Origin of the sequence: Pontibacter vulgaris (assembly GCF_022758145.1) — a bacterium.
Lineage (GTDB): Bacteria > Bacteroidota > Bacteroidia > Cytophagales > Hymenobacteraceae > Pontibacter > Pontibacter vulgaris.
On record NZ_JAJVDH010000002.1, the window covers coordinates 890,496 to 905,386 of the forward strand.

The window sequence follows — 14,891 nt, forward strand, 5'->3', positions numbered from 1 at the left end:
GTCTTGATTTTATTTAAACCGGATTACTTTACCGGCGACTTTTCGGCCGGCGAGATGGTACCGATAGTAAGTGTCTGGTTCACGAAGTACTTTTTGGCCACATCCATCAGGTCTTTAGCTGTAATGGTATCGTAAACGCTGTAAATGTTGTTAAGCGATTCCGGGTTGCCTGTAAGCCAAATATAGCGGCCCAGGGCGTTGGCAATTGCGTCAGGGCTATCCATGCTCATGGCAAAGCTATACTTGATGCGTGACTTCGTTTCTTCTATTTTTTTGGCATCAATAGGCTTTGTTTTCGCATTGTTCAGCGTTTTTGTTATCTCATCTTTAATGTATTGCATGTCCTCCGGCTTAACCACAGAAGCTGAAACAGAGATCAGGTTAGGGTCGCGGGCAAACTGTGCGCCGCCACCTATAAAGCGGGCTTTCTGCTCGTTTATAACAAGTTTGCGGTACAGGTCAGAGTTCTCTGCAAAAAGTATGGTTGTAAGTATGTTCAGGGCTGGCAGGTCTTTACTTTTGTCGTTAAAAGCGGGGCCTTTATAGTTCAGGCTCAGGTATGGCGGGAAGCCGGCTTGTTTCACGTGGGCGTAGCGGGTTTCGGTTTGCTTTGGCTCTGTTGCAATGTCAGGTTTATAGTTGCCGCGCTTCCAGTTACCGAAATACTGCGCTGCCAGCTGGTTTACCTGCTCCGGTTTTACATCGCCTACTACCATTATAGTGGTGTATTCAGGGCGATAAAAACGATCGAAGAAAGTTAGCGAGTAATCATACTGGTTTGGCATATCCACCACATCCTCGAAAAAGCCCATGGTAGTGTGCGCGTAAGTATGTTTTGTAAAAGCGGTGCTGGCCGTTTTTTCATACAATTGCTGGTAAGGGCTGGCCGAGTTCTTTGTGTATTCACCCTTCACGGCACCGGCTTCTGTTTTAAAATCGTGCACGCTATACTTCAGGTTCTGGAAGCGGTCTGCCTCAATCTCAAACATCTTGTCCAGCATTTCCTTGTTACCGGTCATGTAATACATGGTGCGGTCTATAGAGGTATTGGCGTTGGCCGCAGCGCCCATCGCTTTCATAATATCGCCATAAGCCTCTTTGCTATACTTGTCGGTGCCCCGGAACATCATGTGCTCGAAAAAGTGCGCAAAGCCGGTTTTGCCTTTTTCTACTTCCTCGCGCGAGCCCGCTCTGACTACTAAGTAAAAGGCAGCAATGCCCGGGCTGTTATAAGGTACAGTTACTACGTTCAGGCCGTTATTCAGCATTTTCTGATGGATAGGGTAGGGCAAAATTTTCTTGCTCTGGCTGCCCTGCGCCACTGCCGACGATACAGCAACAGCAAAAAGCAACAGCAAGGCTACAAATCTGTTTTTCATGGTTACACTTTTAGGTAAAGGTTTTAAACCAAAAGGTTCTGTTTTAAAGCTTAAATATAGCTATTCTGAATTTTTAGCTTTGTAGTACGAACGGTAAACTCGACGAATGGATAGGTTTTATCGGCAAACATACTTTGAGAATACTTTTGAAAAACAAAAAGGCCCGGCAAGTATAGCCGGGCCTTTTTGTTTATAGTTCCTGATCCAGGTTAATGAATCGGGTGGTTTTCCTTTTCAGCTATTTTTTCGGCTATTTCAGGACTGGAAGTTGCTACCAGGCCTGTTTCAGGCTCCGGGTTAAACTCTCCTTCCCAGCGGGCCACAACGGCCGTTGCAAGGCAGTTACCCGTAACGTTTACCGAAGTACGGGCCATGTCCATCAATTCATCTATACCAAGTATAATAAAGATTGGCTCTACAGGCAGGTTGAATGAAGCAGCCGTACCTAAAAGTATAACCAGAGATGCACGCGGCACACCAGCTACCCCTTTACTTGTCAGCATCAGGGTAAATACCATCAGCAACTGCTGCGACCAGCTCATATGAATGCCCGCAGCCTGCGCTACGAAGATGGATGCAAGCGATAAGTATAAAGTTGTACCATCCAGGTTAAAGCTATAACCGGTAGGCATTACGAAAGCAACTATACGGCGTGGCACACCCAGTTTTTCCATTTCTTCCATGGCGCGTGGCAGGGCAGCCTCGGAACTGGTAGTGGCAAATGCAATGGAAACCGGTCCGGAAATGGCCTGCAGGAAACGTTTAACAGGTACGCGGGCAATAAGCGCTACCGGCAACAGTACCAGCACCAGGAAGGCAAGCAAAGCTACATAAAGGGTTGCCAGCAACTGGAACAGGTTTACCAAAATACCGAAGCCCATATGGCCTACCGTATAGGCAATGGCAGCACCCACACCAATTGGCGCAAAGTACATGATCACGTTCGTGAATTTGAACATGGTTTCGGCAAGGCTTTCGCAGAAATCAAGCATTGGCTTGCGCTTTTCTTTGGCAACCATAGCCAGACCAATGGCAAACAGCACACTGAAAATCACGATCTGAAGTACCTGGCCTTCCGCTACCGATTTGGCTATGTTCTCAGGGAAAACGTGCAGAATGATATCAGAAACAGTTTGTTTTGGAGCTGCTGTTATACCTTCGTGGTTCTCGGCTTTAAGTGTAATGCCAACGCCTGCCTGGCTTATGTTTATGGCTGCAAGACCAATGAAAAGGGCCAGTGTAGTTACAATCTCAAAGTATAAAATGGCTTTCCAGCCCATGCTACCCACCTGTTTCAGGTTAGAGTGGCCAGCTATACCTACCACCAGCGTAGCAAATATCAGCGGTGCAATAATGGTTTTTATCAGCTTCAGGAAGACCTTGCTGAGCACATTGAGGTTCTGGGAGAAAGCCGGGAAATCATTTCCGATCTCAGCCCCGACTATCATACTGATCAGGATCCAGGCCGTGAGCGAGCGCTTCTGTACGCCATACATGATCAGGACGCCGATAGCGGCCCAACGGATAGCCATCATTGCCGCTTCAGGGAGCGCCAGCAGCTGATTCTGCTGCAATACGGTAAGTATAGCCGCAATCGAGATTACGAGCAGGGTAAGGCGTGGAATAAAAGATTTTTTCATAAAAGAATAAATAAGGGCAATTGGCTTTGGGTGCTTTGCCGTAAGTAATGCGCATTGGTTGCAAGCAGCAAAAATGCCCTTAACACTTGATTACCATGGATGCACAGGTATAAAAACATAGCAAATATAAGTTTTTAGTGCACATTGGCAAAGGGCTGAGGGCTTATATCCCACTTTAATTTAGGGAGTAGCAGTATACTTTTAGGAATTTGTGTAGAGCCAGACAGCGGGGCAAGTATAGCTTATTAGCTAAAAAAGTAGCATCTTCCGCAGTTCTTTACCACCATTTTTAGAAAACAAGCTATGTTAAACTGGCGCATAGAAGCCCTGCACCTGAAGCTGAAGTATACCTGGAAGATAGCCCGTAATGCGAGCAACGAAAAAGTTAATTTCCTGGTGCAGGTATCGGATGGTACGTACAGCGGCTTTGGCGAGGCAGCCCCTAATATACGCTACGGCGAAACCCCGGAGCTTTTACTACAGCAATACCAGGTACTGTTAATGGCCGGGCTGGCGCAGGTAAAATCCATGGAAGACTTGCTGCAGCTTTTGCTCGAGCACCAGCCTGTAAATGCCCTGCGTTTTGCTATCGAATCGGCTTACGTGCATTTTTATTGCCAGCATCAGAACATAGCTGTGCACCAGCTGTTAGGCCAGCCGGCCCCACACCAGCAGGCTACCTGCTTTTCGCTGCCCATTATGGATACCGGCGAGGTTGGCGACTTTATCCGGAAGTATAACATCAACCGCTTTAATAGCCTGAAGATTAAAGTAAACCAGGAGCAGGGTGCTGATTTGGTGGCCGAAGTAATGAAGCACACCAACCGCCCGCTGGTAGTAGACGGCAACGAAAGCTGGCAGGAGCCGGAGGAGTTGCTACGTTTTATACACGGCCTCGACAGAACCCGGGTGGTATTTATAGAGCAACCTATGCCCGCCTCGTCAGCTTCGGCTTATGCAGCTATTAAACAGGAAACACCTATTTCGTTCGTAGCCGACGAATCCGTTACCGATGAAGCTGATTTTGAACTGCTGCGCCAGGAGTTTCATGGCATTAACATAAAACTGATGAAAGCTGGCGGCTACCTGAACGCGGTACGGTTGTTGAAAGAAGCACGCCAGCACGGCATGATGGCTATGCTGGGCTGTATGGTAGAAACCAGCCTTGGTATCTGGTCGGCGATGCAGCTAAGTTCCTCTTTCGACTTTTCTGACCTGGATGGCTTCCTGATTCTGGAAGAAGAGCCTTTTGGGTTGGTGAAAGAGAGGGACGGTATACTTTATCTGAAGTAAAAGACAAGTATGCCGAAGTATAACCTTCATGAAGGATAATTCTGAAAGCACTTTTAACTGCTCTCAGTCAAAATAATTAACCAAAACTAAACTTTTTTGTAAAAAAGGTGTTAATGTGTTTGTACATTAAATGTATGTACATATATTTGCAACACCAATGAGCATACATGCACCTATGAAGATAGAGGAAGAAATAAAGCAGAGCTCTTTTAAGTCAGAGTACCAGAAGGCATACATCAATATGATTTATACTTCGGGCTGGCTTGAGTTGGCGCAGGCAACTCTTTTTAAGCCTTTTGGCCTTACGTTGCCACAGTATAATATTTTGCGCATACTTAGGGGCCAGCACCCTGAGCCCGCTACGGTTAGTCTTTTGATTGAGCGCATGCTGGATAAAACCTCCAATGCCTCGCGCATAGTGGATAAACTGGAGGCAAAAGGCCTTGTAACGCGTAAACAGTGCCCCAACGACCGCCGCACAGTAGATGTGCTGATAACAGACAAAGGACTTGCCCTGCTTAAAGAGATGGACGAGTTTGAAGGCGGCCAGAAAACGGGCATCACAAATTTAACAGAACAGGAGGCGAAGGAATTGAACCGCCTGCTCGATAAAATAAGAGATTAAAGTAAACCAAAACCAACCTTTAGAATACACAATTAAATTTATCATGAAAAAAACAGCAATTTTAGCTTCACTTGCCGCAGCGTTTATGTTCTCTGCATTTACTGGCAACACTTCAACAATTTCTACTTCAACAACTGCTACTGAAGTTGCTACTCCAGCTAAAGGCAAAGCTTTTAAACTGGATGTAACTAAGAGCGAAGTTAAATGGCATGCTAAAAAAGTTACAGGCGAGCACATGGGTACTATTAATGTAGCTAACGGCCAGCTTTTAGTAGCTAAGAATAAAGTAACCGGCGGTACCTTCACCATCGATATGAACTCTATCGCCTGCACCGACATTAAAGATGCTGAGTATAACGGCAAACTGATCGGACACCTGAAGTCTGATGATTTCTTCAGCGTAGAGAAACACCCAACCGCTACATTCAAAATCACAAGCCTGAAGCCAATTGCTAAAGCTGCAGCTGGCCAGCCAAACACTACTGTAACCGGCGACCTTACTATCAAAGGCATTACAAAGCCAGTTACTTTCCCGGCTACAATCACGGTTAAAGGTGGTGTTGCAACTGCAAAAGCAGATGTAACCGTAGACCGCACAAAATACGATATCCGTTACGCTTCCAAGAGCTTCTTCGATACGATCGGCGACAAAGCTATCTACGATGATTTCAAAGTGTCTTTCAACGTAACAGCAAAACAGTAATTACTACCTGTGTTTAGTTGATGAAAGCCCCGCGGCACCGCTGCGGGGCTTTTTCTTTTACCATACTTTCCAGTTGCCTATCTTTGGTTTATACTTCAGTTTATACTTATGTCAGCCACTACACTCATCCGATTTATACTTCCGTTTTGCCTGATGCTTACTTTTTGTTCAGATAAACAACCCGATGCACAGCAGCTGGTAGACCAGGCCATTGCCACGCACGGCGGCGGGAAGTATAACCGTGGCGTTATCAGTTTCAGGTTGCGCGATAAACAATACAGGGCCTTGCGCGATGGCGGAGCCTACGTTTACAGCCGCACTTTTCAGGACTCAACGGGCCAGCGCGTGCACGATGTGTTGCGTAACAGCGGCTTTACCAGAACTATAAATGGAACAGAAGTAACACTGCCGCAGGAACGAAAGGATGCTTTTTCGGCTTCTGTAAACTCTGTTATATACTTTGCGCTGCTGCCATACTTTTTAAATGATGCTGCCGTGCAGAAAGAATACATAGGCGAGGCAAGTATAAAAGAGGAGCCATACTACAAAGTGAAAGTAACGTTTGCAAAAGCTGGCGGAGGCACTGATTTCGAGGATGTATACATTTACTGGTTCCACCAGCAGCGCCATACCATGGATTACCTGGCTTATAGTTTTAAGGAAGATGGCGGTGGCACCCGTTTCCGGGAGGCTGTAAACCCGCGCATTGTTGGCGGCATCCGCTTCCAGAATTATAACAACTATACTATTAAAGAACAGCTTCCGCTGGAGCAGTACGACAAAGCTTTCGAAGCCGGCAAACTGGAGAAAGTATCGGAAATAAAGCTGGAGGATGTGGTGGTAAGCAAGCTGCCTGAATAATAACAGTGATTTTAATAATAGTCAAAGTATAAAACAGTAAAAGCCTGAGAGATCAGGCTTTTACTGTTTGTATGGGAGTAGCTTATTACTCTACTAAAGCTTTGTTAACCCGGGTAGGTGTGTCGGTGCCGGAAACCACACCTTGTGCGCCAAGTGCAATGGCTTTTATCATATTGGTCAAGTGCGCCATATCCAGCATTTCGAACTCATCATTCACAGTATGGTAGGTAGTGTCTTTGTCTATCTGTACGGATGAGATAGTATGTGCCGGAACGCCTAAACGTGCCAGGGTAGCATTGTCGGAGCGGTAGAACAGGTTTTGCTTAGGATAAGGATCCGGGTGGATGCTGTACGTAGTGCCTTGCAAACGTTTCTGTACCAGCTGGCCTAAATCAGAACGTTCAAAGCCCGTCATGTAAGCGCTGTTCGGGCCGAACTTAGAAGGCTTGCCCACCATTTCGATGTTAAACATGGCCACGATCTGATCAGGGTTAAACTGCTCCGAAAACATTTTAGAACCAAAACCACCGATCTCTTCAGCTGTAAAGGCTGCAAAAACGAGTGTGCGCTCAGGTTGTGGCTGTTGCTTGTAGTAATTAGCCAGCATGATCATAGCCGAAGTACCGGATGCATCATCGTCGGCACCGTTGGCAATGCTGTCGCCATCTAGGGTATGGCCGATGCCAATGTGGTCGTAGTGGCCTGAGAATAGCACGTATTCATCTTTGCGCTTTCCTTCAATAATACCTACCACATTGGTAAGCGGCAGCTTTTCTATTTTGTTTGTAGTGCTTGCTTTATACTTTTTAGCTTCTGTGGCATCGGTCAGCAGGTATACTTTGCTGCTGCCTTTGGTTAGTTCTTTTTTGACCTCACCTTTGCCCAGGTAGCGTTTAAACATTTCGAAGGTTTTGGCATGGCTTGGGTGCACCAATACCAAGGCGTCGGTGTCCTGCTTCATAATATCGGAAAACGCCTTGCGTGCATTCTCGCCTTTCTTTATCATCAACACCTTGCGCTTCTTGCTTTGTTTCCATTTCAGCTTTTCTGCAGAGCTGGTAATTAAAACATTTTCGGCGGTTATACTTTTACCGTTCAGCGTTGCTTGTGCGGTGCCCGGGGTAATCTTATAGAAGTAAAACGTTTGCTTGAAAGAGCCCTTGGCTGCTGGCAACGGCGTTAACCCGATACGCTGAAATTCACCCTGGATAAAGTCAGCTGCTTTATCGATGCCGGGCGTAAAAGAAGAACGGCCCTGCATATCGTCGGCGCTAAGGGTTTTAACCAAACGTGTGGTTTCCTGCTCCGAAATGGTGGATAGATCCTGGGCTGAAAGGGCATTGCCAACGCATAATGCAAAGGCTGTCAGCAAGTATTTGCTGTTTTTCATAGTGTGCGGTTTAAGTATAGGTTTTTGATAGATTTTTAAAGAAATTGAGAAAGACAAGCAGTTGTTTCTGCCAGTCTGTTGCTCCGACACACAAGATACTGAAATTATGGAAACCCGCGCTAAAGTAAACTGGCTAAAACTACTGCAATACACCGTGCTGGTTTCTGTGATTTTATACTTTGGCCGCACATTGCTGGTGCCGCTTAGTTTTGCGCTGCTTATCAGCTTTGTACTTTACCCGATCTGTAAGTGGCTCGAAAACAAGCATTTTCCACGCTGGGTGGCCATTATGTTATGCCTGTTGTTGTTACTGGTTCTGTTTGGCGGTTTAGCCTGGTTACTGATAAGCCAGATGGGGCGTTTTGGGCAGGAGTGGCCTGTTATACAAGCCAAATTATTGCAGACGTGGCAAACCATAAGCCAATACCTGGAGCAACGCCTGGGCATAACCAACCTGCAGCAAGCCCAGTGGATACAAAGTATGGCAGCCGATGTAGGATCTTCGGCCTTGAATATGGTGCAGGGGGTAGTTTATACTTCGGCAGTTTCGCTGGTGCTGCTGGTGCTCATTCCGCTTTATGCGGCGCTTATACTTTTTTACCGCGAGCAACTCGCAACGGCGCTTTTTTCGATGTTCCCGAAATCAGAAAAGCAAACCATATGCGCCATACTTGCCGAAACCATCACTACCTATTATAATTTCATAAAAGGCATGGTGATCGTTTACTTTATTGTGGGTGCGCTCAACAGTTTAGGGTTATACCTGCTGGGCATTCCACATGCGGTATTTTTTGGCGTGGTGGCATCTATACTTACTTTTATACCTTATGTAGGCATCACCATCGGGGCTATACTTCCGATGGCTGTGGCCTGGATAACCTATGATTCGATCTGGTACCCGGTTGGTGTTGTGATTGTGTTTACGGTGGTGCAGTACCTGGAGGCAAACCTGATTTTTCCGTGGGCCGTTAGTTACCGGTTACAGGTTAATATGCTGTTCACGTTGCTGGCTATAGTGGCAGGCGGTATACTTTGGGGCGCTTCCGGCATGATCTTGTTTATCCCGTTCCTGGCTATCATAAAACTTATTGCTGATAAACACAGCGAGTTGCGACCGGTTTCTTTGCTGCTGAGCGCCGGAAATAATAAAAAGAAGAGGGTACTGAAAAAAGTGAAACCCATTATCAGGACTGACGCCGGTGCGCCTCCCACTCAGTTTTAAGCAAACTATAAATTTCAAGGTCGAGAAAGCGGCCATTCAGAAATTCGCCTTCGCGCTCAATGCCTTCAATGGTAAAACCAAGATTTTTAGGAATATTGCTGCTTTTAAAGTTTCCTTCACCCACTTTAATCTGGATGCGGTTTATACCCATGTTTTCAAAAGCATGCTGCATCAGGGCTGAGCAGCAACGCCGCATAATGCCCTTACCCTGGTAAGGTTCGCCCAGCCAGTAACCTATCTCGAGTTTGCGGTTAAGCAGATCTATGGTTTTGTACGCAATAATGCCAACCAGCCGCTCTAAGTATACAATGGCAAATACCTGGTCTGTAACGTTATCTTCAGAAGTAACACTTTTAAGGTAAGCTTCATTATCTTTTACCGATCTGCTGAAATCAATGAAAGGGAGCCACTCGCGCAGGTAAGCCCGGTAACTGTCTATCAGGGTATAAATAGCAGGTGCGTCGTTTATGGTTACCTCACGCAATACAAGGTCTGGCGCAATGGGCAGCTGGTAAGTATGGGTTAACTTTTTCATAGGCGGGAGCTTGAAGTATAGTTACAGGCTTTACTGGTAATGGCAATAGTGTAATGCGCTAAACTAAAACGCCCTTTTCTGCAGGTAAGAAGAGGGCGTTTGTAAGTATAAACAGAGGTCTATACTTAATCGAAGTGCTTTTTCAGGAAATCTACACTTAGTTTGTATGCCTCTGCTGTAAATGCCTTGTTATGCTTCGGGTTGCTTGGGTTTGCGAAGGCATGGTCGGCGTCGTACATTTTAACGGTCAGGTTTTTGCCGGCTTTCTTCATGTTCTGCTCAAACTGCTGCACTATTTTAGGCGTGATGTGAGTATCCTGGCTGGCGAAAATACCAAGTACGGGAGCATCCAGCTTTTTAAGTCGTTCTACATCATCTTCGGGCATGCCATAGTACATAACCACTGCTTCCGCATTATCGCCGGCCAGCAGCCCAGCCTGAAGCGCCCAACTACCGCCAAAGCACCAGCCTATGGTGGCAATGTCAGCATCTTTACCTGCGTAGGCAATAGCGCCTTTAATAATGTTCTGCGCCCGTTCGGTTGTTACGGTTTGCACATATTTCTGGGCCTCCTGCGATGTAGTGGCTATTTTGCCATCATACAGGTCAAGCGCCAGTATGTTTACATTGCCTAAATCTTTGCCCAGGCGCTCGGCTTCCTGCTTTATGTAGTCGTTCAGCCCCCACCACTCGTGTATTACAAACAGGTAATTATCGGTTTGCCGGGCAGCTTTAATCTCATAGGCCATACCTGTTTTGCCGTCCGGAGTTTTAAAAGTTACTTTCTTGCCGGTCATATTCTGAAGCTTAAAAGGTAAAGGATTGTCGTGTTTTCCGCGGAAGGCGGCATCGCTGGCCAGCATGGCAAATTGTGCGGTAGCCTCGGTAGGTTTTGTGCAGCAAGCCATAGTGGCCTGGGCATTGGCCCACTGCCAGGTAAGCAGGCAAAGCACCAACAGCATGATCGTTTTTTTCATAGTATAGATTTTGGTTATAGTACGAAAATAATAATAAAACCAGCATTGTTACAGGTTCGGTTACTCTTTATGGGGCTCAGCTTCCTTCGGTTTTTTATAACGTTTACTGCGCCGCTTTACATACACCGCCGAGGAGCCTTTGTCATCTTCTTTCCGGATGATGAACAGTTCTTTATACGCTTTTATTAACTGAATTAGCTGGCTGTACCCAAAGGTGCGTGCATCAAAGGCAGGGTCAAGCTGGCGCAGGCTGGAGCCAATTGCCCCCAGGTGAGCCCAACCATCTTCTCCCACAGCCATTGTAAAAGCTTCTTTCAGCATCGGTACCGGGTTAGGTTGCGGGTTATCGTGGCCGTTTGCTGTGATTTTATCTGCCGATGCTATCTTTTTTTCATCAATATCATCGGTCAGGTTTTCAGTATAAATAAAAATGTTGCAGGCATTTACAAAAGGCTTAGGCGTTTTGCGCTGCCCTATGCCCATTACAAAAATGCCGGCCTCCCTGATGCGGGTTGCAAGCCGGGTATAATCGCTGTCTGATGATACGATACAGAAGCCATCTACCAGGTTGCTGTGCAACAGGTCCATCGCATCTATGATCAGGGCGCTATCGGTAGCGTTTTTCCCGATCGTATACCGGAACTGTTGTATAGGTTGTATCGCGTGGTTGTTCAGGCAGTCTTTCCAGCCGTTCATCTGGGGCGTTGTCCAGTCGCCGTAAATGCGGCGTATGGTGGTAGGTCCGTATTTACCGGCTTCGGCCAGCAGTTTTACAATAAGGCTGGGTTGTGCATTGTCGCCATCAATTAGCATGGCCATGCGGTGTGTTTTTTTCTCGCGGAAATTATCTTTCATGTATAAGGGCTGATGTTGTGGCGGGCGGTGTGCCAGCCGCAGTTGCAGCTGTATAGTTTTTCTGTTATACTTATACTTCAGAGATGAGTTGTGGCTGCACAACAACCGGCAGCAGAATGAGTATGAACAATATCACACTAACCCATACTTGCAGAAAGTATAAAATGAGGAGCATGACGAAGATTATAGGTGCTGTAGCCATGGTTTGCGGTTCGGCATTTTCAGCGAAGGCACAGGTTTATAAGGCCGAGGAGCCATTGGCACATACTTACTCTATTGTTGCCCGCGATGCCAAAACCGGCGAAATGGCGGTAGGCGTGCAAAGCCACTGGTTTTCGGTGGGTACGGCGGTGCCCTGGGCCGAGGCTGGTGTTGGAGTAGTTGCCACGCAATCTTTTACAAACAAATCATTTGGACCTCGCGGGCTGGAGCTGCTAAAGCAAGGCAAAACACCTGAGCAGGTATTGGCTATACTTTTAGCTGACGACGAAGGCCGCGAAGTACGCCAGGTAGCTATACTGGATGTGCAGGGGCGCGTGGCTACCCATACGGGTAAGCAATGCATACGCTATGCCGGGCATATTACAGGTAAAGATTTCTCGGTGCAGGCTAACATGATGCTTTCGGATAAAGTATGGCCTGCTATGGCGAAGGCTTTTGAAACAAGTGCCGCAAAACCACTGGCCGAGCGTGTGCTGCTTGCCATGCAGGCGGCTGAGCGCGAAGGAGGCGATATACGTGGCAGGCAATCGGCCGCCCTGGTGGTTGTAAACGGCAAAGCTTCGGGCCAGCCCTGGAACGACAAAACGATTGACCTGCGCGTAGATGACCACGAAAAACCGCTGGACGAACTGGCCCGCCTGCTTAAAGTATACCGCGCTTACGAACACATGAACAACGGCGACCTGGCCGTAGAAAAAGGCCAGATGGATAAAGCTATGCAGGAATATGGCAAAGCCGAAACTATGTTTCCCAACAATCTGGAAATGAAGTACTGGCATGCCATTACACTGGCCAACAACGGGGAGGTGCACGGAGCTGTAAAACTGCTGCGCGAAGTATACAAGAAGGATAAAAACTGGAAAGAGCTTACCACCCGGTTACCCGAAGTTGGGCTGCTTAACCTCACGTCCCAGGATCTGCAGAAAGTGCTGGATGTAAAATAGGAATTGATAAGTATAATGGTGGTTGCAAGCGTAATTGGCTTTTGTTTTTAGATGACTTTCCTGTCATCTCGAGCGCTAGCCGAGGGATCTTAATCAGCCAAAGTATAAACCCGTTCTTTCACCCGAATTTATCCCTTCCCAACCTTCCCCTAAGAACAGGGGAAGGAGCTTTTACCTTTGGTAAAGTTGATGTTATAGTTTCATAGTTGCTGTTCTCCAACCACCCCAAACCCCTCCTTGTCTAAGGCGGGGAGTTTGGGAAGCTACAGGCAAATTCCCTCCTTGAGGAGGGTAGGGAGGTGTTTCATAGCTGCTAAACACCCCTATAGTGCCCTCAAGGGGACAGTGGTTCCAGTTGCATAGCTGTTTACTAAGAAGTGTCAATCCCAGTCCTTGGGTTGAGCGCCTTCTATTGTTGCGGTGCCCGCAAGGGCAGCCCGCAGCGGAGCGAGGAGCAGCTTCAATAGACAGCGCGATGCCAAAGACGAGGCCGCCCGGCCTAGGAGAGCACCAATGTATAAATTGAAACTGATGGCAAGTATATCTGAGGGTGAAAGTATACTTGGAAGTATAGCCAGACATCAAAAGCAGTAACTATGAAACTATACCAGATTTCTCACCATCATTCAAAAAGACGATAAAGCATAATCAACCATAATCAACCAAATAAACCTCTGACGTTACAACACCATACATCTGTAAAGAAGATTTACTATATTAACGGTCACAAACCTTAACAAACTAAACCAATAATTACATCACCTTTACCATGCAACTGAAACTCAAACTGCGCAACCTGGCTATTGCTGCGGCAACCGTAGTAGCCATGCCGGCGATGGCGCAACAAAATCCTGCTTCCGATTCGCTTACTATCCGGAAGATTTACGACAATGCCCTCACCAGTTACGAAAGCTACGAGAACCTGCGTTACCTGACCAAGAACATCGGTGCGCGCTTAAGTGGCTCGCCGCAAGCTGCCGCCGCTGTAGACTGGACCAAAAAAGTAATGGAAGGCATGGGCCTGGACCGTGTGTATGTGCAGGAAGTAATGGTGCCGCATTGGGTGCGTGGCGAGAAAGAAGTTGGCCGCATAGAGGGAAAGAGAAAGCATGAAGTTGCCATTGCAGCGCTGGGTAGCTCCATTGGTACAGGTAAAAAAGGACTGAAGGCTGAGGTAGTGGAAGTGCATAGCCTGGAAGAGTTGAAGACGAAAGATGTAAAAGGTAAAATTGTTTTCTTCAACCGCCCTTTCGATAACAAGCACATACAAACAGGTGCAGCTTACGGCGGTGCCGTAGACCAGCGTGGTGCCGGCCCGGTAGCTGCTGCAAAGCAAGGCGCGGTTGGCGTTATTGTGCGCTCCATGACAAACGATTACCAGAATGTAGCACACACCGGTAACACCAAATACCAGGACGGGGTAGCGAAAATTCCGGCTGCGGCAATCAGCACAAACGGAGCTGAGTTTCTGAGCAAAATGCTGAAGGAAGATGCAAAACTAAAATTCTTTATGCGCATGAACTGCGAGACGCTGCCGGATGCGCTGTCTTACAATGTTATTGGCGAGATCAAAGGAACGGAGAAACCTGATGAAATTATAGTGGTAGGCGGCCACCTGGATTCTTGGGATCTGGGCGAAGGGGCGCACGACGATGGTACCGGTTGTATGCAGTCTATCGAAGTACTTCGACTTTTCAAAGCCATGGGCATTAAGCCGAAAAGAACGATTCGTGCCGTTATGTACATGAACGAAGAGAACGGTTTGCGTGGCGGCCTGAAGTATGCGGAACTGGCCAAGAAAAATAACGAGAACCACATTGCTGCTATCGAATCGGATGCGGGTGGCTTTACGCCGCGTGGTTTCGGTATTGATGGCAACGACAGCCAGTATGCAAAAGCGCTTACCTGGAAAAACCTGCTGGCTCCTTACGGCTTGCACGATTTAACCCGTGGCGGTGGCGGCGCTGACATCGGCCCGCTGAAAGGCCAAGGAACAGTAGCTCTGATCGGCTTCCGCCCGGATTCGCAGCGTTACTTCGATTACCACCATACCATAATCGATACATTTGAGCAGGTTAACCGCCGCGAAATGCAGCTTGGTGCGGCTTCTATGGCATCGCTGGTATACCTGATTTCTGAATACGGTCTGTAAGTATAGATTTGAAGAAGTGAAGATTGGAAAATGATCTTCAGAAGTAAAGTATAAAGCCTGCTTTGGTTAATCCGAAGCAGGCTTTTTTGTTGA

At 47.2% G+C, this 14,891-nt stretch carries 13 protein-coding genes; 7 read left to right on the top strand and 6 right to left on the bottom strand.

The window, feature by feature from the left end:
• Window positions 1–23: 23 nt before the first annotated feature.
• Both LWP20_RS05070 and LWP20_RS05075 read right to left on the bottom strand, forming a co-directional pair.
• Entirely contained in the window at window positions 24–1,379 is a 1,356-nt protein-coding gene (locus tag LWP20_RS05070) for a M16 family metallopeptidase (RefSeq protein ID WP_242927025.1), read from the bottom strand.
• Window positions 1,380–1,588: 209 nt separating this feature from the next.
• Window positions 1,589–3,019, bottom strand: coding sequence for a dicarboxylate/amino acid:cation symporter (locus LWP20_RS05075; RefSeq protein ID WP_242927026.1), 1,431 nt, complete (start codon window positions 3,017–3,019; stop codon window positions 1,589–1,591).
• Window positions 3,020–3,322: 303 nt separating this feature from the next.
• On the opposite strand from LWP20_RS05075, the gene LWP20_RS05080 reads away from it, so the two are divergent.
• The 4 genes from LWP20_RS05080 (at window position 3,323) to LWP20_RS05095 (ending at window position 6,501) form a co-directional block, all read left to right on the top strand.
• Window positions 3,323–4,312 (top strand): enolase C-terminal domain-like protein, encoded by a 990-nt coding sequence (locus tag LWP20_RS05080; protein WP_242927027.1) that lies wholly within the window; start codon window positions 3,323–3,325, stop codon window positions 4,310–4,312.
• Window positions 4,313–4,487: 175 nt separating this feature from the next.
• Window positions 4,488–4,937: a MarR family winged helix-turn-helix transcriptional regulator gene (locus LWP20_RS05085; protein ID WP_242927028.1), complete on the top strand. Its 450-nt coding sequence runs from the start codon at window positions 4,488–4,490 to the stop codon at window positions 4,935–4,937.
• 43 nt (window positions 4,938–4,980) lie between these two features.
• Complete coding sequence (locus LWP20_RS05090) at window positions 4,981–5,640, top strand: YceI family protein (RefSeq protein WP_242927029.1); 660 nt, start codon at window positions 4,981–4,983, stop codon at window positions 5,638–5,640.
• A 108-nt stretch (window positions 5,641–5,748) separates the two neighbouring features.
• Entirely contained in the window at window positions 5,749–6,501 is a 753-nt protein-coding gene (locus tag LWP20_RS05095) for a DUF6503 family protein (RefSeq protein WP_242927030.1), read from the top strand.
• A gap of 85 nt (window positions 6,502–6,586) precedes the next feature.
• On the opposite strand, the gene LWP20_RS05100 is transcribed toward LWP20_RS05095, so the two are convergent.
• Window positions 6,587–7,891 (bottom strand): M20/M25/M40 family metallo-hydrolase, encoded by a 1,305-nt coding sequence (locus tag LWP20_RS05100; RefSeq protein ID WP_242927031.1) that lies wholly within the window; start codon window positions 7,889–7,891, stop codon window positions 6,587–6,589.
• A 106-nt stretch (window positions 7,892–7,997) separates the two neighbouring features.
• Between LWP20_RS05100 and LWP20_RS05105 the strand changes: the two genes are divergently transcribed.
• The gene (locus tag LWP20_RS05105; protein ID WP_242927032.1) at window positions 7,998–9,113 is read left to right on the top strand and encodes an AI-2E family transporter; all 1,116 of its coding nucleotides are present in this window, start codon (window positions 7,998–8,000) and stop codon (window positions 9,111–9,113) included.
• Here the strand turns inward: LWP20_RS05105 and LWP20_RS05110 are convergent.
• From LWP20_RS05110 to LWP20_RS05120, 3 genes are all read right to left on the bottom strand, one after another.
• Window positions 9,076–9,648, bottom strand: coding sequence for a GNAT family N-acetyltransferase (locus tag LWP20_RS05110; RefSeq protein ID WP_242927033.1), 573 nt, complete (start codon window positions 9,646–9,648; stop codon window positions 9,076–9,078). The two genes, LWP20_RS05105 and LWP20_RS05110, sit on opposite strands and share 38 nt — an antisense overlap.
• A gap of 125 nt (window positions 9,649–9,773) precedes the next feature.
• On the bottom strand, window positions 9,774–10,625 hold the full coding sequence (locus tag LWP20_RS05115) for a dienelactone hydrolase family protein (RefSeq protein ID WP_242927034.1): 852 nt from the start codon (window positions 10,623–10,625) through the stop codon (window positions 9,774–9,776).
• A 60-nt stretch (window positions 10,626–10,685) separates the two neighbouring features.
• Window positions 10,686–11,480: an NYN domain-containing protein gene (locus tag LWP20_RS05120; protein ID WP_242927035.1), complete on the bottom strand. Its 795-nt coding sequence runs from the start codon at window positions 11,478–11,480 to the stop codon at window positions 10,686–10,688.
• Between the two features lie 173 nt (window positions 11,481–11,653).
• On the opposite strand from LWP20_RS05120, the gene LWP20_RS05125 reads away from it, so the two are divergent.
• Together LWP20_RS05125 and LWP20_RS05130 are read left to right on the top strand one after the other, a co-directional pair.
• Window positions 11,654–12,646: a DUF1028 domain-containing protein gene (locus tag LWP20_RS05125; RefSeq protein ID WP_242927036.1), complete on the top strand. Its 993-nt coding sequence runs from the start codon at window positions 11,654–11,656 to the stop codon at window positions 12,644–12,646.
• Between the two features lie 769 nt (window positions 12,647–13,415).
• Entirely contained in the window at window positions 13,416–14,798 is a 1,383-nt protein-coding gene (locus LWP20_RS05130) for a M28 family peptidase (RefSeq protein ID WP_242927037.1), read from the top strand.
• The last annotated feature ends 93 nt before the right edge of the window (window positions 14,799–14,891 follow it).